This is a genomic window from Pseudomonas sp. YNh (assembly GCF_037993085.1).
Taxonomy (GTDB): domain Bacteria; phylum Pseudomonadota; class Gammaproteobacteria; order Pseudomonadales; family Pseudomonadaceae; genus Aquipseudomonas; species Aquipseudomonas putida.
The window spans coordinates 77940-104879 of the sequence record NZ_JBBMRJ010000021.1; the positions used below are offsets into that span (position 1 = coordinate 77940).

22 protein-coding genes are annotated in these 26940 nt (G+C 62.5%); 4 read left to right on the top strand and 18 right to left on the bottom strand.

What is annotated here, in order from left to right; genetic code table 11:
- Positions 1-4 precede the first annotated feature (4 nt).
- The 15 genes from nuoM to WF331_RS20440 form a co-directional block, all read right to left on the bottom strand.
- Positions 5-1537, bottom strand: a complete 1533-nt coding sequence (gene nuoM, locus WF331_RS20370; protein WP_016498748.1) for an NADH-quinone oxidoreductase subunit M — start codon at positions 1535-1537, stop codon at positions 5-7.
- Positions 1538-1577: 40 nt separating this feature from the next.
- Complete coding sequence (gene nuoL / locus WF331_RS20375) at positions 1578-3431, bottom strand: NADH-quinone oxidoreductase subunit L (protein WP_340623243.1); 1854 nt, start codon at positions 3429-3431, stop codon at positions 1578-1580.
- The gene (nuoK, locus tag WF331_RS20380) at positions 3428-3736 is read right to left on the bottom strand and encodes an NADH-quinone oxidoreductase subunit NuoK (protein ID WP_003251446.1); all 309 of its coding nucleotides are present in this window, start codon (positions 3734-3736) and stop codon (positions 3428-3430) included. Before nuoK ends, nuoL begins: the two co-directional genes overlap by 4 nt.
- Positions 3737-3739: 3 nt before the next feature.
- Positions 3740-4240 (bottom strand): NADH-quinone oxidoreductase subunit J, encoded by a 501-nt coding sequence (gene nuoJ / locus WF331_RS20385; protein ID WP_016488224.1) that lies wholly within the window; start codon positions 4238-4240, stop codon positions 3740-3742.
- 10 nt (positions 4241-4250) lie between these two features.
- Positions 4251-4799 (bottom strand): NADH-quinone oxidoreductase subunit NuoI, encoded by a 549-nt coding sequence (gene nuoI / locus WF331_RS20390; protein ID WP_003251442.1) that lies wholly within the window; start codon positions 4797-4799, stop codon positions 4251-4253.
- An 11-nt stretch (positions 4800-4810) separates the two neighbouring features.
- Positions 4811-5818 (bottom strand): NADH-quinone oxidoreductase subunit NuoH, encoded by a 1008-nt coding sequence (gene nuoH, locus WF331_RS20395; RefSeq protein ID WP_012273297.1) that lies wholly within the window; start codon positions 5816-5818, stop codon positions 4811-4813.
- Complete coding sequence (nuoG, locus tag WF331_RS20400) at positions 5815-8529, bottom strand: NADH-quinone oxidoreductase subunit NuoG (protein WP_340623244.1); 2715 nt, start codon at positions 8527-8529, stop codon at positions 5815-5817. The genes nuoH and nuoG overlap by 4 nt, the downstream gene beginning before the upstream one ends.
- A 133-nt stretch (positions 8530-8662) precedes the next feature.
- Positions 8663-10042: an NADH-quinone oxidoreductase subunit NuoF gene (nuoF, locus tag WF331_RS20405; protein WP_016498751.1), complete on the bottom strand. Its 1380-nt coding sequence runs from the start codon at positions 10040-10042 to the stop codon at positions 8663-8665.
- Entirely contained in the window at positions 10039-10536 is a 498-nt protein-coding gene (nuoE, locus tag WF331_RS20410) for an NADH-quinone oxidoreductase subunit NuoE (protein WP_012273294.1), read from the bottom strand. The genes nuoF and nuoE overlap by 4 nt, the downstream gene beginning before the upstream one ends.
- 2 nt (positions 10537-10538) lie before the next feature.
- Positions 10539-12320, bottom strand: coding sequence for an NADH-quinone oxidoreductase subunit C/D (gene nuoC / locus WF331_RS20415; protein ID WP_016498752.1), 1782 nt, complete (start codon positions 12318-12320; stop codon positions 10539-10541).
- A gap of 79 nt (positions 12321-12399) precedes the next feature.
- Complete coding sequence (locus WF331_RS20420; RefSeq protein WP_012313769.1) at positions 12400-13077, bottom strand: NuoB/complex I 20 kDa subunit family protein; 678 nt, start codon at positions 13075-13077, stop codon at positions 12400-12402.
- Positions 13078-13087: 10 nt separating this feature from the next.
- A complete protein-coding gene (locus WF331_RS20425; protein ID WP_003251427.1) occupies positions 13088-13501 on the bottom strand; it encodes an NADH-quinone oxidoreductase subunit A in 414 nt (137 codons plus the stop codon).
- Positions 13502-13882: 381 nt separating this feature from the next.
- Positions 13883-14545, bottom strand: coding sequence for a lysoplasmalogenase (locus WF331_RS20430; RefSeq protein WP_284365087.1), 663 nt, complete (start codon positions 14543-14545; stop codon positions 13883-13885).
- Between the two features lie 592 nt (positions 14546-15137).
- Positions 15138-16463 (bottom strand): isocitrate lyase, encoded by a 1326-nt coding sequence (gene aceA, locus WF331_RS20435; RefSeq protein ID WP_012273289.1) that lies wholly within the window; start codon positions 16461-16463, stop codon positions 15138-15140.
- A 493-nt stretch (positions 16464-16956) separates the two neighbouring features.
- A complete protein-coding gene (locus tag WF331_RS20440; protein ID WP_284365082.1) occupies positions 16957-17721 on the bottom strand; it encodes a secretin N-terminal domain-containing protein in 765 nt (254 codons plus the stop codon).
- A gap of 124 nt (positions 17722-17845) precedes the next feature.
- Here WF331_RS20440 and WF331_RS20445 point away from each other — a divergent pair, with 124 nt between their 5' ends.
- The 3 genes from WF331_RS20445 (at position 17846) to WF331_RS20455 (ending at position 22310) form a co-directional block, all read left to right on the top strand.
- The gene (locus WF331_RS20445; protein WP_049274039.1) at positions 17846-19021 is read left to right on the top strand and encodes a hypothetical protein; all 1176 of its coding nucleotides are present in this window, start codon (positions 17846-17848) and stop codon (positions 19019-19021) included.
- Positions 19022-19074: 53 nt separating this feature from the next.
- Positions 19075-20784 (top strand): S8/S53 family peptidase, encoded by a 1710-nt coding sequence (locus WF331_RS20450; protein WP_274138020.1) that lies wholly within the window; start codon positions 19075-19077, stop codon positions 20782-20784.
- 83 nt (positions 20785-20867) lie between these two features.
- A complete protein-coding gene (locus WF331_RS20455) occupies positions 20868-22310 on the top strand; it encodes a SulP family inorganic anion transporter (RefSeq protein WP_059395968.1) in 1443 nt (480 codons plus the stop codon).
- Positions 22311-22422: 112 nt separating this feature from the next.
- Here WF331_RS20455 and fusA read toward each other — a convergent pair whose 3' ends face one another.
- Together fusA and WF331_RS20465 are read right to left on the bottom strand one after the other, a co-directional pair.
- On the bottom strand, positions 22423-24534 hold the full coding sequence (gene fusA, locus WF331_RS20460; protein WP_284365071.1) for an elongation factor G: 2112 nt from the start codon (positions 24532-24534) through the stop codon (positions 22423-22425).
- A gap of 73 nt (positions 24535-24607) precedes the next feature.
- Positions 24608-25033, bottom strand: coding sequence for a hypothetical protein (locus WF331_RS20465; protein WP_016498758.1), 426 nt, complete (start codon positions 25031-25033; stop codon positions 24608-24610).
- 140 nt (positions 25034-25173) lie between these two features.
- Between WF331_RS20465 and WF331_RS20470 the strand changes: the two genes are divergently transcribed.
- Positions 25174-25476 carry a hypothetical protein gene (locus WF331_RS20470; protein WP_016488209.1) on the top strand — a complete coding sequence of 101 codons (303 nt, stop codon included), beginning with the start codon at positions 25174-25176 and terminating at the stop codon, positions 25474-25476.
- A gap of 3 nt (positions 25477-25479) precedes the next feature.
- Here WF331_RS20470 and WF331_RS20475 read toward each other — a convergent pair whose 3' ends face one another.
- Positions 25480-26730 (bottom strand): 2-aminoadipate transaminase, encoded by a 1251-nt coding sequence (locus WF331_RS20475; RefSeq protein WP_340623245.1) that lies wholly within the window; start codon positions 26728-26730, stop codon positions 25480-25482.
- Positions 26731-26940 lie beyond the last annotated feature (210 nt).

A 26940-nucleotide genomic window follows, 5' to 3' on the forward strand; every position in this document is an offset into this window, starting at 1 on the left:
GCTCTTACCGGGCCGAAGCGAGTTGAGTGAAAGCGGAACCGAGCCACTGCTGCACACCACTCATGGTGGCGGCAGAGGTGTCGAGGAACGGCTGCGGGTACACGCCCAGCAGGATCAGCAGTACCGCCAGGCCCAGCACCATGATCAGTTCGCGACCGTCCATGCCGGCCAGTACGGTATCGGCCTTGGCCGGGCCGAAGTAGGCGCGGTGGATCATGATCAGCGAGTAGACCGAACCGAATACCAGGCCGGTGGTGGCGATCACGGTGATCCATGGTACGTGCGCGAAGCTGCCGATCAGGATCAGGAACTCGCCGACGAAGTTGCCGGTACCCGGCAGCCCCAGGGATGCTGCGGCGAAGAACAGGCTGATCGCCGGCAGGTAGGCGATGCGGTGCCACAGGCCGCCCATCTGACGCATGTCACGAGTGTGCAGGCGCTCGTACAGCTGGCCGGACAGGATGAACAGTGCCGCAGCCGACAGGCCGTGGGCCAGCATCTGGATCACCGCGCCTTGCAGGGCCTGCTGGCTGCCGGAGTAGATACCGATCAGCACGAAGCCCATGTGCGAGACGCTGGAGAAGGCGATCAGGCGCTTGATGTCGGTTTGCGCAAAGGCCAGGAAGGCACCGTAGAAGATACCGATCAGGCCCAGGGTCATGGCGATGGGCGCGAACTCGGCCGAGGCGTTCGGGAACAGCGGCAAGGCGAAGCGCAGCAGGCCGTAGGCCGCGGTCTTCAACAAGATACCGGCCAGGTCGACGGAGCCTGCGGTCGGTGCCTGGGCGTGCGCATCAGGCAGCCAGGAGTGGAACGGTACCACCGGCAGCTTCACCGCAAAGGCGATGAAGAAGCCCAGCATCAGCACGTACTCGACACCGGCTGGCAGCTCGGCCTTGAGCAGGTCGCTGTAGTTGAAGGTGAGCACGCCGGTGGTGTTGTAGTTGACCAGCACCAGGCCAAGGATCGCCACCAGCATGATCAGGCCGCTGGCCTGGGTGAAGATGAAGAACTTGGTCGCCGCGTAGATCCGGGTCTTCTTGCCGTCTGCCGAGCTGTGACCCCAGAGCGCGATGAGGAAGTACATCGGCACCAGCATCATTTCCCAGAAGAAGAAGAACAGGAACAGGTCCAGGGCCAGGAACACACCGACCACGCCGCCGAGGATCCACATCAGGTTGAGGTGGAAGAAGCCGACGTGGCGCTGGATCTCTTTCCAGGAGCACAGTACCGACAGCACACCGAGCAGGCCGGTGAGCAGGATCATCAGCAGCGACAGGCCGTCGAGGGCCAGGTGGATGCTGATGCCGAACCGCTGGATCCACTGGAGTTTGTATTCCAGGGCCCAGGCAGGCTCGGCGCCCGGAGCGGGGGCGAGGGTGTAGTCGCCGGTCGCCCACAGCCACAGGCCGATGCCGAGCAGCAGGGACATGGTCAGCAGCGCGATCCAGCGCGGCAAGGTGGCGCCGAAGCGCTCACCCAGCCAGCACAGGAAGCCGCCGATGAAGGGGATCAGGATCAGCCAAGGCAAAATCATGACGGGTTGGTTTCCTTTGGCAAAGTCGCAAGATTCATTGTCATACCGCAGCCACTAGCACGGCACCGAGCACCAGCACGGCACCCACGGCGATAGAGGCGGTGTACCAGCGCAGTTGGCCAGTCTCGGTCTTGCTCATGGCGACATGACCGCCACGCGCCATCCGCGGAATCAGGCCGATACTGCGGTCTACCGGGTCCTTGCGCAGGATGTGGCAGATCAGCAGGTACGGTTTGACGAAAAGCTTGTCGTAGATCCAGTCGAAGCCCCACGCGGCGAACCACCAGGCCGAGAGGGCGCGACCGATGCCGCTGTTGGCGACGGCGCTGACGAAGCTGCGCTTGCCCAGGAACAGCAGGGCCGACAGCAGGATACCGGCGATGGCGATGGCACCTGAGGTGATCTCCAGCGCGTGCTTGGCTTCGCCACCGGCGTGGCCGGCGCTTTCAGGCAGCACGCCTGCCAGCGGCGGGGTGATCCAGGCACCCACGAAGGTCGACAACACGATCAGCACGCCCAGCGGCAGCCAGTGGCTGATGCCGTGGCCCGCGTGCGCTTCGGTCTTGGCTTCGCCGTGGAAGGCGATGAAGATCAGGCGGAAGGTGTACAGCGAGGTCATGAACGCACCGACCAGGCCGGCGTACAGCAGGCCGGTGTTGCCGCTGGCGAAGGCTTCCCAGAGGATCTCGTCCTTGGAGTAGAAACCCACGGTCACGATCGGCAGGGCGGCCAGGGCAGCACCACCGACCACGAAGCTGGCGTAGGCCAGTGGCAGTTTCTTCCACAGGCCGCCCATCTTGAAGATGTTCTGCTCGTGGTGGCAGGCAACGATCACTGCACCGGAGGCAAGGAACAGCAAGGCCTTGAAGAAGGCGTGGGTCATCAGGTGGAAGATCGCCGCATCCCAGGCGCCAACGCCCAAGGCCAGGAACATGTAGCCGATCTGGCTCATGGTCGAGTAGGCGAGGATACGCTTGATGTCGGTCTGTACCAGCGCGGCGAAGCCGGCCAGTACCAGGGTCACCCCACCGACCACACCTACAAGGTGCAGGATGTCCGGCGCCAGCAGGAACAGGCCGTTGGTACGGGCGATCAGGTACACGCCCGCGGTCACCATGGTTGCAGCGTGGATCAGTGCCGAAACCGGGGTCGGGCCAGCCATCGCGTCGGCCAGCCAGGTCTGCAGTGGCAGCTGGGCCGATTTACCGACCGCACCGCCCAGCAGCATCAGCGTTGCCAGCACCATCCAGGTGTCGCCAGCCTGGAATTTCTGCGGTGCCAGCACCAGCAGTTCCTGCACGTTCAGGGTACCCAGCTGGGCAAACAGGATGAACAGGCCGATGGCCAGGAACACGTCGCCGATACGGGTGACGATGAACGCCTTGAGTGCCGCGTTACCGTTATTGCGGTTGCTGTAGTAGAACCCGATCAGCAGGTACGAGCACAGGCCTACACCTTCCCAGCCGAAGTAGATGAACAGCAGGTTATCGCCGAGGATCAGGAACAGCATGCTGGCGATGAACAGGTTGGTGTACGAGAAGAAGCGCGAGTAGCCGGCTTCGCCACGCATGTACCAGGACGCGAACAGGTGGATCAGGAAGCCGACACCGGTAACCACGCCGAGCATGGTGACCGACAGGCCGTCCAGGTACAGGGTGAAGTTCGGCGCAAAGCCGTCCACCGACATCCACTGCCACAGCAGTTGGCTGTACGCGCCGCCTTCAGGTGGCGCGACATTGAACTGCCAGATGACATAGGCGGCTGTAGCCGCCGACAGGCCCACCGAGCCGACGCCGATCAGGGCGGACAGGCTCTCCGAGAACCGCCCGCGCGAGAACGACAGCAGCAGGAAGCCGACGAGGGGGAAGACGAAAGTCAGGAAGAGAAGGTTCATCCGCGCATCTCACTGGCAGCATCGATGTCGAGAGTGTGGAAGCGGCGATACAGCTGCAGCAGGATGGCCAGGCCAATACTGGCCTCGGCGGCTGCCAGGCTGATCACCAGAATGAACATCACCTGGCCGTCGGGCTGGACCCAACGGGCCCCGGCGACGACGAACGCCAGGGCAGAGGCGTTCATCATGACTTCCAGGCTCATGAGTACGAAGAGGATGTTGCGGCGGACCATCAGGCCAACCAGACCTAAGCAGAACAGGATACCGGCGACCGCCAGGCCATGCTCGAGAGGGATAGCACCCATGATTTACTCCTTCGCCTCGTTGCGGCCCAGGTGGAAGGCGGTGACGGCTGCAGCCAGCAGCAGCATCGAGGCCAGTTCGACCACCAGCAGGTACGGCCCGAACAGGCTGATGCCCACTTCTTTAGGGCCCACGGTAGTGCCGCTGATGCCAGCGCCGCTCGGGGCGACGAACAGCACGTACAGCAGTTCCAGCAGCAACAGGGTGCCGAGGATCACCGGCCCTGCCCAGATGCCGGGCTTGAGCCAACCGCGCTCCTGGGCGACCGAAGCCGGCCCCAGGTTAAGCATCATCACCACGAACACGAACAGCACCATGATGGCGCCGGCGTAGGCGATCACTTCCAGGGCGCCGGCGAACGGCGCACCCAGGGAGAAGAAGATCATGGCCACGGAAATCAGCGAAATGATCAGGTAAAGCAAGGCGTGCACGGGGTTTGTGCCGGTCACCACCCGAAGGGTGGAGACCACGGCAATCCCGGATGCGAAGTAGAAAGCGAATTCCATCTTTCTGTCCTTATGGGAGCAAGCTCTTCACGTTGATCGGTTCGGCTTCGTTCTGCGCAGAGCCTTTCGGCTTGCCAGCGATTGCCATACCCGCAACACGGTAGAAGTTGTAGTCAGGGTTCTTGCCGGGGCCGGAGATCAGCAGATCTTCTTTCTCGTACACCAGGTCCTGACGCTTGAACTCGGCCATTTCGAAATCCGGAGTCAGCTGGATCGCGGTGGTCGGGCACGCTTCTTCACACAGGCCGCAGAAAATGCAACGCGAGAAGTTGATGCGGAAGAATTCCGGGTACCAGCGACCATCCTCGGTCTCGGCCTTCTGCAGCGAGATGCAGCCAACCGGGCAGGCCACCGCGCAGAGGTTGCACGCTACGCAGCGCTCCTCTCCATCGGGGTCGCGGGTGAGGACGATGCGGCCGCGGTAGCGCGGCGGCAGGTACACGGGTTCTTCGGGGTACTGCAGGGTGTCGCGCTTGCGGAACCCGTGGGAGAACACCATTGCCAGGCTGCGCAGCTGAGTGCCGGTGCCCTTAACGATGTCGCCGATATACTTGAACATGGGTCAAATCCTCACTGGGCCGCGACGGCTGGCGTGTTGTAGAGCACGATCGCAGCGGTCACCAGCAAATTGATCAGGGTCAGCGGCAGGCAGAACTTCCAGCTGAAGTCCATCACCTGGTCATAGCGCGGGCGCGGGATCGAGGCGCGCAGCAGGATGAACAGCATGATGAAGAACGCGGTCTTCAGGGCGAACCACAGGAACGGCACTTGCGGCAGGATGCCGAACGGGCCGTGCCAGCCACCGAAGAACAGGGTTACCAGCAGCGCCGAGATGAGGATGATGCCGATGTACTCACCGACGAAGAACATGCCCCATTTCATGCCGGCATACTCGATGTGGTAGCCGTCGGCCAGTTCCTGTTCTGCTTCCGGCTGGTCGAACGGGTGACGGTGAGTCACGGCGACGCCAGCGATGAAGAAGGTGCAGAAGCCGAAGAACTGCGGAATGATGAACCACAGGTTCTGCGCCTGGTACTCGACGATGTCGCGCATGTTGAACGAGCCTACCTGCACCACCACGCCCATCAGCGCCAGGCCCAGGAACACTTCGTACGACACGGTCTGTGCCGAAGCACGCAAGCTGCCCAGCAGGGCGTACTTGTTGTTCGACGACCAGCCGGCGAACAGCACAGCGTAGACCGACAGGCCGGCCATGGCGAAGAAGAACAGCAGGCCGATGTTCAGGTCGGCAACGCCCCAGCCCGGTGTGATCGGGATGATCGAGAAGCCGATCAGCAGGGCGCTCATGGCCACGACCGGCGCCAGGGTGAAGATCATCTTGTCGACGAAGGGCGGGTTCCAGTCTTCCTTGAAGAACATCTTCAGCATGTCGGCAGCGATCTGGAACATGCCGAACGGGCCAACGCGGTTCGGGCCGTAGCGGTCCTGCCACCAGCCCAGCAAGCGGCGCTCGACGAAGCTGAGCAGGGCGCCGCAGACCACCACGGCCAGCAGCACCACGATAGCCTTGACGACCTGGATGATCACGTCGATCACTTCGGGGGTGAACCAGCTCATTGTGCTGCCTCCTGCAGACCTTCGACGGATGCACCGAAGATGGCAGACGGGATGCCGGCCAGGCCTTTCGGCAACGCGACCAGGCCAGCGCCCAGTTCTTCATTGATGCGCAGCGGCAGGCGCAGGGCCACACCGGCAACGTTCAGGCTCAGCAGAGCACCGTCGTTGACACCCAGACGGTCGGCTTCGGACTTGGCCAGGGCCACGTAGGCAGCCGGGATGCGCTGTTGCACCGGGGCGGCGCGCGACGAGCTTTCCTCGCTGCCGAACAGGTGGAAGAACGGCACGGCAGTCCAGGTGCCACGGGCCGGGTTGAAGGCACCCGGAATGACGCTGAACCAGCTCAGGCGGTCGCCTTGCGGCTCGATCAGGCGTACGCCAGGGTCACCGGCACGCAGGTGGCCACCGACCTCGTCCTGGAACTTGTTCCAGGCTTGCGGCGAGTTCCAGCCCGGCGACCAGGCGAACGGCACCTGCTGGCGCGGTTCGGCGGAGCCCGAGTAACCTTCCATGGAGAAGGCGAACGCGGTGTCCTTGTCTTGCGGGGTGCGCGGCTCGTGCACGCTGATGTTGGCGCGCATGGCAGTACGGCCGGAGTAACGCAGCGGTTCACGGGCCAGCTTCATGCCCTTGATGCGGAACGCGGCGCTTGGCGCGGCGTTGACGATGCCGGCCAGTTGCGGGGCGGCTTCGGCACAGGCGCTGGTAACGTGGTCCAGCTGGGTCCAGTCGACCGGCTTGTTCAGCAGGGTGGCACGCAGGGCGTGCATCCAGCGCCAGCCTTCGTGAATCTGGATGCTGCTGTCCAGGTATTGCGGGTCGAACACCTGGAAGAAGCGCTGGGCACGGCCTTCCTGGCTGACCAGGGTACCGTCGCCCTCGGCGAACGAGGCCGCTGGCAGTACCAGGTGGGCACGGTCGACAGTGGCGGTCTTGGAGTGGTCGGCAACGATCACCACCTTGGCTGCAGCCAGGGCAGCGTCGACCTTGGCGGCCGGTACGCGGGCGTACAGGTCGTTTTCCAGTACGACGATGGCGTCGGCTTTGCCGCTGATGACCGCGTCCAGCGCGGCATCGATGGACTCGCCACCGAGCATGGCCAGGCCGATGCTGTTGGCCTCAGGCACCACCAGGCTCAGCGAGCCGTTTTTCTCGCGCAGCTTCAGGGCTTTGGCGATGTTGGCGGCGGCTTCGATCAGCGCCGGGTCGGCCAGCGAGGTGCCGGCTACAACCAGTGGGCGCTTGGCGGCGACCAGGGCATCGGCGATGCGTTGGGCCAGGGCCTTGGCTTCGTCGTCCAGGCCGGCGACTGCCGGTGCGCTCGGGTCGATGGCGTGGGCCACGGCGAAACCGATGCGGGCCAGGTCGGCCGGGGCGGCGTGCACGCATTCTTCGGCGACGTCGTCCAGCTTGGTTTCAGCCAGGGAGGCGATGAACAGCGGGTACAGCGCGTGCTGGCCGATGTTCTTCACCGCGGCGTCGAGCCACGGCTGCACTTTCATCGCTTCGGCCATGGCCTCGGCCTTGCCTTTGGTGGCCTGGCGTACAGCCAGGGCGACGCGGGCAGCGGTCTGGGTCAGGTCTTCACCGAGCACGAACACGGCGTCGTGGTCTTCGATGTCGCGCAGGGTAGGCACCGGCAGCGGGCTGTTGTTCAGCACGTTCAGGGCCAGGCGCACGCGGGCCAGTTCGCCAGCTTCCATGCCGGAGTAGAAGTACTCGGCACCGACCAGCTCACGCAGGCCGTAGTTGCTTTCGAGGCTGGCGCGTGGCGAGCCGATACCGACGATGGTACGGCCGCGCAGCAGGTCGGCGGCCTTGTCCAGGGCGGCGTCCAGGCCCAGCTTGGTGCCGTCGGCCAGGTGTGGCTGGCGTGGGCGGTCCTTGCGGTTGACGTAGCCGTAGCCGAAGCGGCCGCGGTCGCACAGGAAGTACTGGTTGACCGAGCCGTTGAAGCGGTTTTCGATACGACGCAGTTCGCCGTAGCGCTCGCCGGGGCTGATGTTGCAACCGCTGGAGCAGCCGTGGCAGATGCTAGGGGCGAACTGCATGTCCCACTTGCGGTTGTAACGCTCGGAGTGGGTCTTGTCGGTGAAAACACCGGTCGGGCAGACCTCGGTCAGGTTGCCGGAGAACTCGCTCTCCAGCACGCCGTCTTCGACGCGGCCAAAGTACACGTTGTCGTGGGCGCCGTAGACGCCCAGGTCGGTACCACCGGCGTAATCCTTGTAGTAGCGCACGCAGCGGTAGCAGGCAATGCAGCGGTTCATCTCATGGGCGATGAACGGGCCGAGGTCCTGGTTCTGGTGGGTACGCTTGGTGAAACGGTAGCGGCGCTCGTTGTGGCCGGTCATTACCGTCATGTCTTGCAGGTGGCAGTGACCGCCTTCCTCGCACACCGGGCAGTCGTGCGGGTGGTTGGTCATCAGCCATTCGACGACGCTGGCGCGAAACGCCTTGGACTCGTCATCTTCGATGGAAATCCAGGTGCCGTCGGAGGCAGGGGTCATGCAGGACATGACGATACGACCACGGGTGTCGTTCTCGTCGGTGTACTGCTTGACCGCGCACTGCCGGCAGGCGCCAACGCTACCAAGCGCCGGGTGCCAGCAGAAATAAGGGATGTCGAGGCCTAGCGACAGACACGCCTGTAACAGGTTGTCTGCACCGTTGACTTCGAGCGCTTTGCCGTCTACGTGGATAGTGGCCATTGTTCAAAGTTCTTCGTTGGCCCGCGTGAGCGGGCGTGGCTAATGGAAATCGGTGAGCTTGCGACACGCCGCGAATGAATCGGGCCTGCCGGCAAGCTGGCGAGTGGCACGGACCACCCGCCTAATCATCTTGTTATGCGCCGACCACGATCGGCCCGGCCTGGATTGGCTTGGCCAGGTCTGGGCGCAGGGTGTCACCCGCGGATGCTGGAGCGACACCGGCCTCGAACTCGGACCGGAAGTATTTGATGGCACTGCCCAGTGGCTCGACGGCACCCGGTGCGTGAGCACAGAAGGTACGGCCTGGGCCGAGGAAGTTGACCAGGCCCAGCAGCGTCTCGATGTCTTCGGCACGGCCTTGCCCATTTTCCAGTGCACGCAGCATCTTCACGCTCCACGGCAGGCCGTCACGGCATGGCGTGCACCAGCCGCACGACTCGCGGGCGAAGAACTCTTCCATGTTGCGCAGCAGCGAGACCATGTTGACGCTGTCGTCCACCGCCATGGCCAGGCCTGTGCCCATACGGGTGCCGACCTTGGCGATACCACCGGCGTACATCTGCGCGTCGAGGTGCTCGGGCAGCAGGAAGCCGGTACCGGCGCCGCCTGGCTGCCAGCACTTGAGCTTGAAGCCGTCGCGCATGCCACCGGCGTAGTCTTCGAACAGCTCGCGGGCGGTGACGCCGAACGGCAGCTCCCACAGGCCCGGGTTCTTCACCTTGCCAGAGAAGCCCATCAGCTTGGTGCCGTGGTCTTCGCTGCCTTCGCGGGCCAGCGACTTGTACCAGTCGTTGCCGTTGGCGACGATGGCCGGCACGTTGCACAGGGTTTCGACGTTGTTCACGCAAGTCGGCTTGCCCCACACGCCGACGGCTGCAGGGAAGGGCGGCTTGGAGCGCGGGTTGGCGCGACGGCCTTCCAGCGAGTTGATCAGTGCGGTTTCTTCACCGCAGATGTAGCGGCCGGCACCGGTGTGCACGAACAGCTCGAAATCGAAACCGGAGCCCAGGATGTTCTTGCCCAGCAGCCCGGCGGCCTTGGCTTCATCGATGGCGCGGTTGAGGTTTTTCGCTGCGGTGGTGTATTCGCCACGCAGGAAGATGTAGCCACGGTAGGCCTTCAGCGCGCGGGCGCTGATCAGCATGCCCTCGACCAGCAGATGGGGCTGTTGCTCCATCAGCATGCGGTCCTTCCAGGTGTTCGGCTCCATTTCGTCCGCGTTGCACAGCAGGTAGCGGATGTTCATGGATTCGTCTTTGGGCATCAGGCCCCACTTCACGCCAGTGGGGAAGCCTGCGCCACCGCGGCCCTTCAGGCCGGAGTCCTTCACTGTCTGCACGATGTCGTCCTGCGACATCTCGCCCAGTGCCTTGCGGGCAGCGGCGTAGCCGTTCTTGGCCTGGTACTCGGCAAGCCACACTGGCTCGCCGTCGTCACGCAGGCGCCAGGTCAGCGGGTGGGTTTCGGCGGTGCGCGCAATGCGGTTGGCCGGGCCGAAGGAAGTAATGGTCATACGTAACCCTCCAGCAGTTTGGTGACGCCAGCAGGCTGCACGTCGCCAAAGGTGTCGTCGTCGATCATCAGCGCGGGGGCCTTGTCGCAGTTGCCCAGGCAGCACACCGGCAGCAGGGTGAAGCGGCCGTCGGCGGTGGTCTGGCCGAGGCCGATACCCAGCTCGCTCTGGATCTGGCTGACGACCGATTCATGGCCGCCGATGTAGCAGACCATGCTGTCGCACACGCGGATGATGTGGCGGCCGACCGGCTGGCGGAAGATCTGGCTGTAGAAGGTGGCTACACCTTCGACGTCGCTGGCAGGGATGCCCAGCACTTCGCCGATCGCGTGAATGGCGCCGTCCGGCACCCAGCCACGTTCCTTCTGGACGATCTTCAAGGCTTCGATGGACGCCGCGCGCGGGTCCTCGTAGTGATGCATCTCGTGCTCGATGGCCGAGCGCTCTGTTTCGCTCAGGGCGAAACGGTCTGTCTGGATAAGCGTGCTGTTCATGCTTAGCGGTCCACGTCAGCCATAACGAAGTCGATACTGCCCAGGTACGCAATGAGGTCGGCAACCATGCTGCCTTTGATCACCGAAGGGATCTGCTGCAGGTGCGGGTAGCTCGGAGTACGGATCCGGGTGCGGTAGCTCATGGTGCCGCCATCGCTCGTCAGGTAGTAACTGTTGATGCCCTTGGTCGCCTCGATCATCTGGAACGACTCGTTGGCCGGCATGACCGGGCCCCACGAGACTTGCAGGAAGTGCGTGATGAGGGTCTCGATGTGCTGCAGGGTGCGCTCTTTCGGTGGCGGCGTGGTCAGCGGGTGATCCGCCTTGTACGGGCCTTCCGGCATGTTGCGCAGGCACTGGTCGATGATGCGGATACTCTGGCGCATCTCCTCGACACGGACCATGCAGCGATCATAGGCATCGCCGTTGTGGGCCAGCGGTACTTCGAATTCGAAGTTCTCGTAGCCGGAGTAGGGGCGGGCCTTGCGCAGGTCGAAATCGCAACCGGTGGAGCGCAGGCCGGCACCGGTGGTGCCCCATTCCAGGGCTTCTTTGGTGTTGTACGCGGCAACGCCAATGGTACGGCCCTTGAGGATGCTGTTCTGCAGGGCAGCCTTGGTGTACTCGTCCAGGCGCTTTGGCAGCCAGTCGACGAAGTCCTTGACCAGTTTCTCCCAGCCGCGCGGCAGGTCGTGGGCGACGCCACCGATGCGGTACCAGGCCGGGTGCAGGCGGAAACCGGTGATCGCTTCGATCACGGTGTAGGCGCGCTGGCGGTCGGTGAAGGTGAAGAACACCGGGGTCATGGCGCCCACGTCCTGGATGTAGGTACCCAGGAACAGCAGGTGGCTGGTGATGCGGAAGAACTCGGCCAGCATCACTCGAATTACGTCGACCTTCTGCGGCACCTTGATGCCTGCCAGCTTTTCCACCGCCAGTACGTACGGCAGGTTGTTCATCACCCCGCCGAGGTAGTCGATACGGTCGGTGTAGGGGATGAAGCTGTGCCAGGACTGGCGCTCGGCCATTTTCTCGGCGCCACGGTGGTGGTAGCCGATGTCCGGGACGCAGTCGACGATCTCTTCACCGTCCAGCTGCAGGACGATACGGAACGCACCGTGCGCCGAAGGGTGGTTGGGGCCAAGGTTGAGGAACATGTAGTCCTCGTTGGCGCCCTGACGCTTCATGCCCCAGGCTTCCGGGTTGAAGCGCGCCGACTCTTCTTCAAGCTGTTGCTTGGCCAGGGTCAGGCTGTAGGGGTCGAACTCGGTGGCACGGGCCGGGTAGTCCTTGCGCAGCGGGTGGCCTTCCCAGGTGGGCGGCATCATGATGCGGCTGAGGTGCGGGTGCCCGGCAAAGTCGATGCCGAACATGTCCCACACTTCGCGCTCGTACCAGTTGGCGTTTGGCCAGATACCGGTCACGGTCGGCAGGTTCAGGTCGCCTTCGCTCAGCGACACCTTGATCATCACATCGCTGTTACGCTCGATCGACAGCAGGTGGTAGAACACGCTGAAGTCGGCGGCCGGCAGGCCACGGCGCTGGGTGCGCAGGCGTTCGTCGACGCCGTGCAGGTCGTACAGCATGCTGTAAGGCTTGGCGACACCGCGCAGGAAGCTGAGCACCTCTTTGAGCTGGGCGCGTTTGACCCACAGCACGGGCATGCCGGTGCGGGTTTCCTGGGCGACGAATGCTTCGGCGCCAAAACGGTTGTTCAGTTCGACGACCACATCCTGGTCGTCAGCCTTGTAGGGCGGAATAAAAATAGCGTTGTCCGCTGTCATGGTCTCGGTCGCTTTGGGTCAACGTTAAGAATGAAGCCAGGCCGCCGGCTCCAGGGGGAGCGGGCGGCAGGTCGCTGGATCAGACTTCGTCGGGGCTGCGCAGGTTGGTTACTGCAATGCGCTGCTCACGACGCAGGTCTTTCTGGGCTGGCATCTCGGCACGGTAAATACCTTGATCACCAACAACCCAGGAAAGCGGGCGTCGTTCTTGGCCGATCGACTCCTGCAGCAGCATCAAGCCTTGCAGGAAAGCCTCAGGGCGTGGCGGGCAGCCAGGCACATAGACGTCCACGGGGAGGAACTTGTCGACCCCCTGAACGACCGAGTAGATGTCGTACATGCCACCGGAGTTGGCGCACGAACCCATGGAGATGACCCATTTCGGCTCGAGCATCTGCTCATAGAGGCGCTGGATGATCGGCGCCATCTTGATGAAGCAGGTACCGGCGATGACCATGAAGTCGGCCTGACGCGGCGAGGCCCGGATGACTTCGGCGCCGAAGCGGGCGATGTCGTGGGGTGCCGTGAAGGCCGTGGTCATTTCCACGTAGCAGCAGGACAGGCCGAAGTTGTACGGCCAGAGGGAGTTCTTGCGACCCCAGTTGACCGCGCCACGCAGCACATCTTCGAGTTTCCCCATGTAGATGTTCTTGTGGACCTGGTCCTCTAGCAGCTGATCGGTGACGGTTTCCCGTTCACCTACCGGGTACTGCTCGTTAGGCGCATCCGGATCGATTCTGGTGAGATTGTATTGCATTGCCAAAGCCTCATTGTTTCAGCTTCGCTTGCCGCTTGCGGCGACCTTCGGGAGCCCAATCAAGAGCACCGACGCGCCATAGGTAGACAAGACCTGCCAACAGAATTGCTATGAAAACGAGAGCTTCGACGAACCCGGTCCAGCCGCTTTCGCGGACGGACACAGACCATGCAAAGAGAAAGAGGGCTTCGATATCGAAGATCACGAACAGCATCGCGACCAGATAGAATTTGGCGGACAGGCGCAGGCGGGCGCTGCCGACGGGCAGCATGCCGGATTCGAAGGGTTCGTTCTTGGCGCGACCCCAGGCCTTGCTACCGAGCAGGCTGGACAGGCCGAGCATGAAGGCGCACAGGCCGACGACACCCAGGAGGAAGATGGCAAAGCCCCAGTTGTGGGCGATGAGTCCTGCCGAATCGGACATGCTAGAGATCCTTATACAGAGACCCAGCTCTGCAGTCTGAAATAAGTAGAGCGGCGACGTGGTGTCGCAGGTGCAGTGACCAAATGTCGCAGCTGAATCAATCGCGCTGATTTTATGGGTAAACCCGGTGCAAGTAAAATTTCTGTCGCAAATTTATTCGTAGGATTAAGAACAAAAGGCACTCGTAAATGGCTGAAAGCCTTGAAATTCGGGCATTGCGTGCGGTTTTGTTAATTATGTTTCTTGCGACTGGTAACGAATTACAAGTTTCGTAATGATAATTAATATCATTTGACCTGATGCTATGTAATTTGGCTGTTCTGCGCCTTGTAAAGTTCATCCGGCGATTCCCTCTACTTGCAAATGCGAAAGACTCCTGTTCTAGCAGCTTCCGACACTGCGCGCACCGCTCTGGGTCAATACTTTATCGGTTGAGCGGTGACTGGCTGATGAAGCAATCGCCCACTGTCCGAGCCAGTAGGTGAGGATGATCAGGTACGGCGCGGCGGCGAATGGGCTGACGAAGCGGTCAATGCCGATCAGGCTGTCGGAGAGCACAAACAGGCCGGCGCCGATTGCGGCCAGCCCGCCACAGGCCAGGGCGCGCCAGAGCATGGCGCTGATGGCCAGGGCGTACAGCGCGACCGGGATCAGCAACGGGCCGAGGCCGTGGCTGGCCAGTACGCCGAGCAGCGCGATGCCGGTGATGGCGCTGAAGATCAGTGCGGGCAGGGCGGGGCGCAGGGTAATGCCGCAATAGCCGCGCAGGTAAGCCAGGTGGGCACAGAGGAAGGCGGCCAGGCCTAATACGAACAGGTCGGCGGGGATGGCCAGCAGTATGTCACCCATTACCGAAAAGCCCAGGCCGATCGAGATCCACTTCCGATAAGGTGTGGCCGGGGCGCCGCGCAGCCAAGCGACAAGCGCCAGGACGGGAACGGGTTTGGCCAGCAGTGCGACCAGGGTATTGTCGCTGGCCAGTGCATATATATAGAGGGTGGCGGCGGCCAGGGCCAGAATCATCAGGTGGCTTGGACGAGGCATGGGCGGTCCTTGCTGCTGTGCTGCCTCAAGCATAGACGTGATTGTGGGGTTTGCTGGTGACGCCATTGGTTTGAGTGAGGGCTGCCATGGGTATGGCGAAAGGAATGCAGCGCCTATCAGATCGAGCGCCGCCCGCGCGGCGCTTCGCAGCCCAAGGCTGCTCCTACATCTGTTTCGGGCCAGTCACGCCTGTGAGGCTGCCGCTGCCCGCCTTGTCTGTCTCCTTCGATATTGAAGGTTGCATCACTGCTCTTGATTAATCTCCAGTCATGCACCCAGTTGCACCAAGGCTTGAGCGATGTATCGCCTGATGGGCCTCTTCGCGGGTAAACCCGCTCCCGCAGGATCACCACGGGCTCCAAGACTTGCGCAGTACCTGTGGGAGCGGGCGTGCCCGCGAAAGGGTCGGCCCAGGCATTAGAGAATTTTCAGGGGATTGAACAATGACAATGAAGCACTGACATACCGCAGCCTTTTCGCGACACAAGGCCGCTCCTACAGGTTCCGTGCATTTCTGGTCGGTCTGGTATCGACAAAAAGAAAGGCCCAGGGCGTTCGCAGCCCTGGGCCTTTCTTCAGCGGCAAGCCGCTATCAGTGGAACTGTTCTTCCTCGGTCGAGCCGGTCAGGGCAGTTACCGACGAAGCGCCACCCTGGATCACGGTGGTCATGTCATCGAAGTAACCAGTACCCACTTCCTGCTGGTGCGCCACGAAGGTGTAGCCCTTGCTGGCGTCAGCGAATTCCTGCTCCTGCAGCTTCACGTAGGCGGTCATGTCGTTACGGGCGTAGTCGTGCGCCAGGTTGAACATGCCGTGCCACATGTTGTGGATGCCAGCCAGGGTGATGAACTGGTGCTTGTAGCCCATGGCCGACAGCTCGCGCTGGAACTTGGCGATGGTGGCGTCGTCCAGGTTCTTCTTCCAGTTGAACGAAGGCGAGCAGTTGTACGACAGGATCTGGTCCGGGTACTCCTTCTTGATCGCTTCGGCGAAGCGACGGGCTTCGTCCAGGTCCGGCTTGGCGGTTTCGCACCAGATCAGGTCGGCATATGGCGCGTAGGCCAGGCCGCGGGAGATGGCCTGGTCGAGGCCGGCGCGGACCTTGTAGAAGCCTTCACGGGTGCGCTCGCCAATCACGAACGGCTGATCGTACGGGTCGCAATCGCTGGTCAGCAGGTCGGCGGCGTTGGCGTCGGTTCGGGCCAGGATGATGGTCGGTACGCCCGACACGTCAGCTGCCAGGCGCGCGGCCACCAGCTTCTGTACGGCTTCCTGGGTTGGTACCAGCACCTTGCCGCCCATGTGGCCGCATTTTTTAACCGAGGCCAGCTGGTCTTCGAAGTGCACGCCAGCGGCGCCTGCTTCGATCATGTTCTTCATCAGCTCGTAGGCGTTCAGTACGCCACCGAAACCGGCTTCGGCGTCTGCCACGATCGGCGCGAAGTAGTCGATGTAGCCTTCGTCGCCCGGGTTCTTGCCGGCTTTCCACTGGATCTGGTCGGCGCGGCGGAACGAGTTGTTGATGCGCTTGACCACGGTCGGTACCGAGTCAACCGGGTACAGCGACTGGTCAGGGTACATGGACTCGGCCGAGTTGTTGTCGGCGGCAACCTGCCAGCCGGACAGGTAGATGGCCTGGATGCCAGCCTTTACCTGCTGTACTGCCTGGCCGCCGGTCAGGGCGCCCATGCAGTTGACGAAATCTTTTTCTGGGCGGAAGGACGGGTGGGCACCTTGGGTGACCAGCTTCCACAGTTTTTCTGCACCTTGGCGTGCCAGGGTGTGCTCTGGCTGGAGGGAGCCACGCAGGCGAACGACATCAGCGGCGGTGTAGGTACGGGTCACGCCTTTCCAGCGCGGGTTCTCGGCCCAGTCTTTCTCGAGGGCTGCAATTTGCTGTTCGCGTGTCAGTGCCATGGAAATAAACCTCGTCGCATCGATCTTGGGTTAATTGTGCTGATGCTCGGGTGCAGATCAGGGCGCTTGGCGGCTGTCCTGTTCTAAGGAGTGCGGCGGCGAACGCGAAGGCTCGAAGGGGGAAGGGTGGGCAGGCCAGGCGAAGGTGTGCTCCAGCAGGTCGGCTCGTGGTTGCCTTGCTGCGGTGCTACGCGATTGCCAGTACTGCGGTGATGCGCTTCCGTCCCTCGGGACAACTTCTTCGTTGCAGTCGCAATCCCGTCGAACCGCCTTGTGGGCCGTATAGACACGAGGCGCCTCCAGGGGTGGGAGGAGCACGCCTCGAAGGCCCTTGCCAGGGCCCCTGATTAGCGGGAGCGAGGCCATCATGCCCTTGGGAAAAAGACCCTGTCAAATGTTTTGTAGTGGATTTTTTAACTTACTACATCTTTGGTCTAATGCGACTTGGCGGTCAGTTTCTAGGCCTTTGGTCGAGCCCTTGAGTTGCCTGGGTTCAGTCGAGAAGTTCGACTTTTACACGCAAAGTCATGTTTTCACCGCGCTGGGTGCTGTAACTGCGGCTTGACGCGCTGCGGTCGGCTTGGCTCCGCTGGTTGTAGCCGGCCAGGGTGATCCATTCGCCGAGCTTGCCGGTGATTGTCGTGTCGGTACTTTGCACGTTCACTACATCTGCACGTTCCTGGCTGATGCGGTCATTATTGGTGCTTATTTGCAGACGAACCGTGTCACCGCTCAAGCTCGGCGTGACGTAGAAGCCCTGGGTCACATTGCGGTATTCGGTGTTGCTCTGTATGCGCCCATAGCCGTCGGTGCTGGTGCTGGTAATCGGGATACTCTGGCCAACCTGAATGAGCGCAGGCTGGCCTTCGCTGGCCTGCACCTGCTGCATGCCGCCGTCGCGGTTGCTGGTGCCGTAGTGGATGATGCGTGCGTTGCCGCGGTTGTCCTGGAAGTTGCTGTCGTTGTTGTCGACACTGATCAGCAGCCGCTTGGGAGCGGTGTCCAGTTGCTGCAGCAAGGCGCGCAGGTCGTCGATGCGCTCGGGGCTGGCGTTGACGATCAGCTTGTTCTCGAAGGCGTTCACCGTGCCGTCCTTGCCGATGAATGCCTGCGCGGCAGGCAACAGTTCGGCGCTGGCGCGGTGCTGCAGCGGCAACACCTCGGTGGCGGCCTGGGCGGCGAGGCTAGCAACCAGCAGCAGGGAAGTGAAAAGGGGGCGTAGCGGCATGTCCATGATCTCCGCAGGTGGAATCAACATGATGGCAAATTTGCCGGCTTCCTGCCGGATCTGGATCACGCCGGCGCTGTTCAGAAGGTCGTAATATCCTTATTTATCTTGTAGGCTATAAATTATAGTAGGCAAGATAATTTAGGATAATGACATGGCTCCTGTTCGTCCGCTCCTGCGCCGTGATCAACTCGCCAACGCTCTGGCCCAAGACCTGGCGGGCGAGTCGCTGATCGATTACAGCGCTGGCATGTTCCTGGCCGCGCCCCGGCGCACGGGCAAGAGCACCTTCCTCAACAACGACTTGATACCGGAATGCGTACGGCGCGGATGGCGACCGGTTTACGTGGACCTGTGGTCGGACCGCGACGCGGCCCCGGCGCAGCTCATCAGTGGCGCCATCGGCACTGCGCTGGCCAGTTTCGAAGGTGCGCTGGCCAGGACTGCGAAAAAGGCCGGTATCGAAAAAATAAACCTGCTGCGTACCCTGAGCTGGGATTTCACCCGCCCGCAACTGCCTGCGGGTACTACCTTGGCGCAGGCACTTTCCGTGCTGCATCAAGTGTCAGGGCAGATGGTAGTGCTGATCATCGACGAGGCTCAGCACGCCCTTAACAGCGAAGATGGCGTCAATGCCATGTTCGCGCTGAAAGCCGCGCGTGACCACCTCAACCGTGGCGACCGTCCGGACGGCTTGCGCCTGGTGTTCACAGGCTCCAGCCGCGACAAGCTGGCCAACTTGGTACTCAAGAGCAAGCAGCCGTTCTTTGGTGCCAGCATCACGCCATTCCCGTTACTGGGGCGTGAATATGTCGAATTCATCACGGGCTTGTGGAACCGGCGCCTTGCCGATAGCAATCAGTTCAAGGTAGAGGACCTGGCGTACGCTTTCGAGCGGGTCGGCCGCCGCCCGGAAATGCTCAACAAGCTGTTGGCCGAAGTCAGCGTCGGCCTGGGTGAGGCGGGCAACTTGGGCGATCTGCTGCGAACTGGGGCACTCAACCATCAGGCTGGTGTCTGGAGTGACTACGAAAGTGCCTGGAACGAGCTTTCGCCGTTGCAGCAGGCGGTGCTTGAGGTAATGGCTGAACGCACGCTAAGCCGACATTCATTTTCGCCGTTCACAGAGCAGACCTTGATCGACATCAGACGCAAGCTGGAGCAGGCCCAAGCAGAAGTCAACGCTAATACGCCTAACGTACAGAAGGCCCTCGATGCTCTGCGCGACAAGGAGCTGGTGTGGAAGGCCAATCGTGGCGAGTACGCGCTGGAGGATGCTTCCATGGCTGAATGGCTTGCACGCGACAAGGCAGTTGCTGGCCGTAGATGAACCTTTGAGTTGTCCCGCCAGTCGCACTCACAGGGAGCGCGTGGGGTGATTGCATGAGGGGTGGTCTGATCCTGCTGTTATGGCTTTGCAGCCTTGGTGCACAGGCTGCACCGGATACGCTGCGCATCAAGCAACTGCAGCGTTGCGGCGACCTGCCCGGCGAAGGCGGGCAGCAATGGTGCCTGCGTGCCGAGGGGCTCGGTGCAGATGTGCCAAAGGTATGGCTTGGCGGTGTGCGACTGCCAGCAGCCGATATCGAGCGCAAAGGTGACCGGCTTACCCTGAACCTGGCGAAAAAAGCCCAGCGCAGCGCGCCTCTTTGGCTGGAATTTGATGGCCGCACCAGCAACCCGATATGGCTGACCCGCCAGCGCAGTCATGTTGTCGCCGCAGGGCCTGATGAAGTGGCGAAGAACATGGATGGCCTGACTACCTATGTCGACCTGGTCAGCCTGTTGATCGAAGAACAACACGACGGCCTTGGCGAGGCCCGGCGCATTGCCGGTAAATACGGCGCCCAGGTTGTCGGTGCCATACCGCCGCTCAATGTCTACCAGCTGCGCTTGCCGGTGGACGACCTGGTGCAGCGTGACGCGATGATCCTGCGCATGGGTAGTGAGGTCAGCGTGGATGCCGTAATTGTCGAGGAGTCCGCCCCGGAGCGTGAGGAAGAGGGAAGTGGGCGTGACACTCGCGCCATCGACCAGGCAGACGAATGGGCCGCCAACCGCTTCATGGACGCGCTGTATTTCTACCAGCGACGGATTGGCGCTTCGCGCTTGCCGGTGCAGCCCGTGCGGGTTGGGGTAATCGAGCGTGAGGTGGACTTTGATGCCCCTGGATTCAGCCAATACCGAGGCGGCTGCGAGCAGGGCCAGACATGCCTGTACGCTCGCGACGGGGATCGCGCGACAAGCCATGGCAGCCATGTCGCAGGCATTCTCGCCGCGCAGGGTGAGGGATTTTTGCCGGGGCTGGGCAAGCACAGCCCTGGCTTCGAGGTGATTGTAGAGCGCAACTCGGATGCAGGTATCACCGCCAACATCGCTGCATCGGTGAACCTGGTCGAGGATGGCGTGCGGGTGCTGAACTGGAGCTGGGGCATCCACCGGGTCGGCGCACGCGACGTCAACGGTGATGAGGTCGATTCGCTGGTGCGTTCCGGCCTGGCGATGAGTGGCTACGAGGAGTTGCTTGAGGAGTTCTTCCTCTGGCTGCGCAAAGAGCACCCGGACGTGGTGGTGGTGAACTCGGCGGGCAACGGTGCGTCGTGGTCAGGTACCGATGAATACCGCCTGCCGTCGTCGTTCATCACCGAACAACTGCTGGTGGTGGGCGGGCACCAGCGCAGCGACAAGGCGACGGCGGTCGAAGCCCCCGACCATGTGCGCAAGCGCCACAGTTCCAACATCGACATGCGCGTGGATGTCAGTGCTGCTGCCTGCATACGCCCGGCGGCTGCCGCGGCTGCGCATTGCGGCACATCGTACGCAACACCCCTGGTGACTGCCACCGTGGCGGCGATGCTGTCGATCAACCCGGCCCTCACCCCGGAACAGGTGCGCATGCTGTTGCGGCGCAGTGCCCTGACCCTGGGTACCGAGCAGGATTTCGAGGCGATGGATGCCGAAGACCTGACGGCGCCGATCCTGCCTTCGGAGCGTGGTGGGCGCCTGAACCACCCCGACCTGGGGCGTTCGGCGCGCCTGGACATGCAGCGCGCGCTGGACCTGGCAGTGCAGAGCCGGGAGCGGGTGCGCTGAACGGTGGCCGCTGTCAGACAAATTCCGTAACATCGCGCCCCTCGTTTTTGTAACGTCCGCCCGTACTGCCCCACAGGAAACCCATGAAACCCGCCCGACTACGCGCCGACCTGCTCGCCGGCCTGACCACCTCGTTTGCCTTGGTGCCCGAGTGCATCGCCTTTGCCCTGGTGGCGCACCTTAATCCGCTGATGGGCCTGTATGGCGCGTTCGTCATCTGCACCCTTACGGCGCTGTTTGGCGGTCGACCGGGGATGATTTCCGGCGCGGCCGGCTCGATGGCGGTGGTGATCGTGGCACTCGTTGTGCAGCACGGCGCGCAATACCTGCTGGCCACGGTTTTGCTGGGTGGCGTGGTGATGATCCTGTTCGGCTTGCTACGGCTGGGCAAGCTGGTACGCCTGGTGCCGTACCCGGTCATGCTCGGCTTCGTCAACGGCCTGGCCATCGTCATTGCCATGGCGCAGCTTGAGCACTTCAAGGCGGGTGAGCACTGGCTCAGCGGCGCGCCGCTGTACCTGATGATCGGCCTTGTGGCACTCACCATGGCGGTGGTCTACGTGCTGCCGAAACTGACCCGTGCGGTGCCGCCAGCGTTGGTGGCGATCCTTGGCGTGGGCCTGCTGGTGTACCTGCTCGACCTGCCCACCCGCACTTTGGGCGACATGGCGCATATCGCCGGTGGCCTGCCGGGGCTGGCACTGCCGGATGTGCCCTGGAACCTGGAAACCCTGAAGATCATCGCCCCCTACGCCGTGCTGATGGCCATGGTCGGTCTGCTGGAAACCTTGCTCACCCTCAACCTGACCGATGAAGTGACCGAGAGCCGTGGCTTCCCGGACCGCGAATGCGTGGCACTGGGCGCGGCGAACATGGTTTCGGGCCTGTGCGGTGGGATGGGCGGTTGCGCAATGATCGGCCAGACGGTGATCAACCTCAGTTCCAATGGCCGCGGCCGGCTGTCCGGGGTAGTGGCCGGGGTGATGATCTTGCTGTTCGTATTGTTCCTGTCGCCGCTGATCGAGCGTATTCCGCTGGCGGCGCTGGTCGGGGTGATGTTCGTGGTGGCTCAGCAGACCTTCGCCTGGGCGTCGCTGCGGGTGCTGCACAAGGTGCCGGTGAACGATGTGCTGGCGATCATTGCAGTGACCGTGGTCACCGTGTTTACCGACCTGGCCATGGCGGTGCTGTTCGGCATCATCATCGCGGCGCTGAACTTTGCCTGGCAGCATGCGCGGGAACTCTATGCGGACAGCCATGAGGATGCGGAAGGCGGCAAGCGTTATCAGGTACATGGCACGCTGTTCTTTGCCTCGACCGCCTCGTTCCTCAACCAGTTTGACCCGGCCCAGGACCCGGACCAGGTCACGCTGGATTGCCAACATTTGAGCTTTGTCGACTATTCGGCGGTTGCGGCGCTCAAGACCCTGCGTGAGCGGTATGCGAAGGCGGGCAAGCATTTGCGCGTGGTGCATTTGTCAGAGCGGTGCAAGAAACTGTTGAAGCGGGCAGGTGAGCAGCACTGAGCCTGATTGTGGCCTGTACCGGCCTCTTCGCGGCTAAAGCCGCTCCCACAGGGGTATGCGATCCCTTGTGGGAGCGGCTTTAGCCGCGAAGGGGCCGGTACAGGGGAGCCGCTTACTCCCCGCGGTTCTTCTTGACGATGCCATCGGCGATGCTCGCCGGGGCTTCGGCATAGCGGGTGAACTCCATCGAGAAGCTGGCCCGGCCCTGGGTCATCGAACGCATCGAGGTGGCGTAGCCGAACATCTCGCCCAACGGCACTTCGGCACGGATTACCTTGCCGGCGGGTGTTTCGTCACCGTCCTGGATCATCCCGCGGCGCCGGCTGAGGTCGCCCAGAATGTCACCCTGATATTCCTCCGGCGTCACCACCTCTACCTTCATCACCGGTTCCAGCAACACTGCACCGCCTTTCTGCGACAGCTGCTTGGTGGCCATTGAAGCCGCGATCTTGTAGGCCATTTCGTTGGAGTCGACATCGTGGTACGAACCGTCGAACACGGCGGCCTTGAGGTTGATCAGCGGGTAGCCGGCAAGCACGCCGTTCTTCATCTGCTCTTCGATACCCTTCTGGATCGCCGGGATGTACTCGCGGGGTACCACGCCGCCAACGATCTCGTTGATGAACTCCAGGCCTTCCTTGCCTTCGTCGCCGGGGGCGAAACGGATCCAGCAATGGCCGTATTGGCCACGGCCGCCGGACTGGCGCACGAAGCGCCCCTCGATCTCGCAGGTATTGCGGATTTTTTCCCGGTAGGCCACCTGCGGCTTGCCGATGTTGGCTTCGACGTTGAACTCGCGGCGCATGCGGTCGACGATGATGTCCAGATGCAACTCGCCCATGCCCGAGATGATGGTCTGGCCGGTTTCTTCGTCGGTACGCACGCGGAATGACGGGTCTTCCTGGGCCAGCTTGCCCAGGGCGATGCCCATTTTTTCCTGGTCGGCCTTGGTCTTGGGCTCCACGGCCACGGAAATCACCGGGTCAGGGAAGTCCATGCGTTCGAGGATGATTGGTTTGTCCATGTCGCACAGTGTGTCGCCGGTGGTCACGTCTTTCATGCCGATCAGCGCGGCAATGTCGCCGGCGCACACGTCCTTGATTTCGGCACGCTGGTTGGCATGCATCTGCACCATGCGGCCGATGCGTTCCTTCTTGCCTTTGACCGAGTTGAGTACCGCGTTGCCTGAGCTGAGCACGCCGGAATAAACGCGGGCGAAGGTGAGGGTGCCGACAAATGGGTCGGTGGCAATCTTGAAAGCCAGGGCCGAGAACGGCTCTTTGTCGTCGGCGTGCCGTTCCAGGTGCTTGTTTTCATCGTCCGGGTCGGTGCCGCGAATGGCGGGGATTTCCGACGGGGCGGGCAGGTAGTCGATTACCGCATCGAGCATCAGCGGTACGCCCTTGTTCTTGAAAGAGGAGCCGAGGATGGTCGGAACGATTTCGTTGGCGATGGTGCGTTTGCGCAAACCGGCCTTGATCTCGTCGATGCTCAGCTCTTCGCCTTCGAGGAACTTGTTGAGCAGTTCGTCATTGGCCTCGGCGGCTGCTTCTATCATGTGCGCGCGCCATTCGTCGGCAAGCGTCTGCAGTTCGGCGGGTATGTCTTCTTCACGGTAGCTGGTGCCGTGGTCAGCGTCGTTCCAGTAGATGGCTTTCATCTTCACCAGGTCGATCTGGCCGATGAAGTTCTCTTCGCTGCCGATGGCCAGCTGGATCGGTACCGGGTGGTGCCCCAGGCGTTGGTCGATCTGCTTGACCACACGCAGGAAGTCGGCACCCTGGCGGTCCATCTTGTTGATGTAGGCCAGGCGTGGCACATGGTATTTGTTGGCCTGGCGCCAGACCGTCTCGGACTGTGGCTCTACCCCGTCAGCACCGCTGAACACCACCACCGCGCCATCGAGCACGCGCAACGAGCGTTCCACCTCGATGGTGAAGTCTACGTGGCCGGGGGTGTCGATGATGTTGAAGCGGTATTTGTCGGGGAACTGCTTGGTCGAGCCTTGCCAGAACGCGGTGGTCGCCGCCGAGGTGATGGTGATGCCGCGTTCCTGCTCCTGGGCCATCCAGTCCATGGTCGCGGCGCCATCGTGCACCTCGCCCATCTTGTGGTTGACCCCGGTGTAGAACAGGATCCGCTCGGTAGTGGTGGTCTTGCCGGCGTCCACGTGGGCGACGATGCCAATATTGCGGTACAGCTCGATGGGCGTTGTGCGGGCCATGGCGGACTACCTGCGAATGGGCGGATTCCACCACGTTAGCAGACCGGTGGAATCCTGCCCTGCCGCCGGGCCGTCAGTCGGCCTGGGCTTGCAGCATCCACTGGCCATCCACTTCACGGGCCAGGCCGCTGGCCGTCAGCAGCGCCAGCAGACGCGAGTGCAGGGCGGCTTCGGTGAAGGTCTTGAGGGTGGTCAGGTCCAGTGTGCCGACCAGGTTGAGGTCGGCCTTGGTGTACGACAGCCAGGCCTTTTTCAGTACCTGGGCGACATCGCTGCCCGAGGTGCTGGCGAAGCGGCGGTGGCACTGGCGGCTTTCGAAGGTGAAGGTGTGGGCGTGGCTGTAGGTGCTTTCGTCGCCACCTTCAGTGCAGCGGTGGCAGCGGCACGGGCCTTCGCCGAAGGCGTTGCGCAGGTAGCTGTTGAAGTCCACGACGGGCTTGAGGGACAGGCGTTTGTCGACATCGAACAGGTCGGCGATCAGGGGTTCTTCGGCGCTCACTCGGGATCCTCGTGTGGTGGGGCGTGCATCGGCGGGCACCCTAACAGATCGAGGCATTCAGATCACCTGTAGAGACAACAGAGACCGCCTGCCGTACTCTACGCGCCCTTACGCCTACACACCCACTGAGGTAACCCCGCTTGAGCACCAAGTACCCGTACACCGCCACCGTGACCATCAGCGCCGAAGACCGTGGCGGAGATACCGAAGCTTCGGAAAACCCCAGCATGCGCGTGGGCCTGGAAGCGGTGACCGAAACCCTGAAGAAGGTGCATTTCGTCGGTACGCTCGCGGCACCTGAAAAACAGGCCACGCACATCTGCGTGACCCTGGAGAACGGCCTGACCTACTACGGCCCGATCGTCAACGGCCACGCCGAACTCGAAGGCGGCTGGATCGCCTTCGAATCCGACATGCTGACCCCCGAAGAACTGGGCCTGTAAGCCTCAGTTCAGCTCCACCAGGCACTGCTCGAGGATATCCAGCCCTTCCTCGAGCACCTCGGCCTCGATGGTCAACGGTGCCAGCAGGCGGATGATGTGTCGCGCCTTGCCGCTGGGCATCAGCAGCAAGCCCTTGGCCCGCGCCGACTCCATTACCTTGGCCAGTTGCGCCGGCGCCGGGCTGCCGTCGGCATTGACGAATTCGATGCCGCGCATGGCGCCCACACCCGTCAGGCGGCCGATGTATGGGCTCAGGCCCGACGCCTTCCAGCGCTGGTGGCGGCTGACGATGGCCTGCTCCTGGCGCTCACCCCAGGTGGCGATGTTCTCGTCGGTCATCTGCGCCAGGCTGGCCAACGCCGCCGCACAGGCAATCGGGTTGCCCGAATAGGTGCCACCGAGGCCGCCCTTGGGCAGTGCTGCCATCAATTCCTTGCGCCCGACCACCGCACCCAGCGGCATGCCGCCGGCAATGCTCTTGGCCAGCAGCAGCAGGTCGGGCTCGAGCCCTAAGCGCGGGAAGGCGAAGCGCTGGCCGGTGCGGCCGAAGCCGGACTGGATCTCGTCGATGATGATCAGGATGCCGTGTTGGTCGCAGAAGCGGCGCAAGGCTTGGGCGAAGGCCGGGTCGAGGGCGAGGAAACCGCCTTCGCCCTGCACCGGTTCGAGGATGAACGCTGCCACGTCTTCCACGGCCAGCTCGACGCTGAACAGGCGTTCCATGGCCTTGAGTGCCTGCTCGCAGGTAACCCCGGTATCCACGCCAGGGTAGGGCAGGTGGTACACCGGCCCGGGCAGCTCGCCGACCCGTTGCTTGTACGGTGCCACCTTGCCGTTGAGGTTCAGGGTGGCCAGGGTGCGGCCATGGAAACCGCCGTCGAAGGCAATGATGGCGCGCTTGCCTGTAGCACCGCGGGCAACCTTCAGGGCGTTTTCTGCCGCTTCCGCACCGCTGTTGGTGAGCATGCCGGCCAACGGGTAGCTGACCGGTACGAACTGGCTCAGCTGTTCCGTCAGCGCCAGGTACGGGCCATGGGGCGCGGCGTTGAAGGCATAGTGGGTCAGGCGGGTGGCCTGGGCCTGGATCGCTTCCACCACGGCGGGGTTGCAGTGGCCCAGGTTGAGCACGCCGATACCGCCGACAAAGTCGATGTAACGTTTGCCGTCGGTGTCCCAGACTTCGGCATTGCGGCCATGGGAAAGTGTGATCGGGTGAACGATGGCGATGGATTGGCTGATACTTTCCTGGTTCATGGGCACGCGGGACCTTTGTTCAAGTTTCTTATTATCGAAGCGTGCTGAGGGGTTATTCCGCAAACGAATTATTCGATTGCGGTCATTCCCTGAATTCGTGAACTAGCCGGAATTATTGTTGCCTGTGCCGGCCTCTTCGCGGGCTTGCCCGCTTGTATGGTTAGACTTGAAGGGGTGGTGGGACTAAATGCCCGATTCTGACTGTTCACA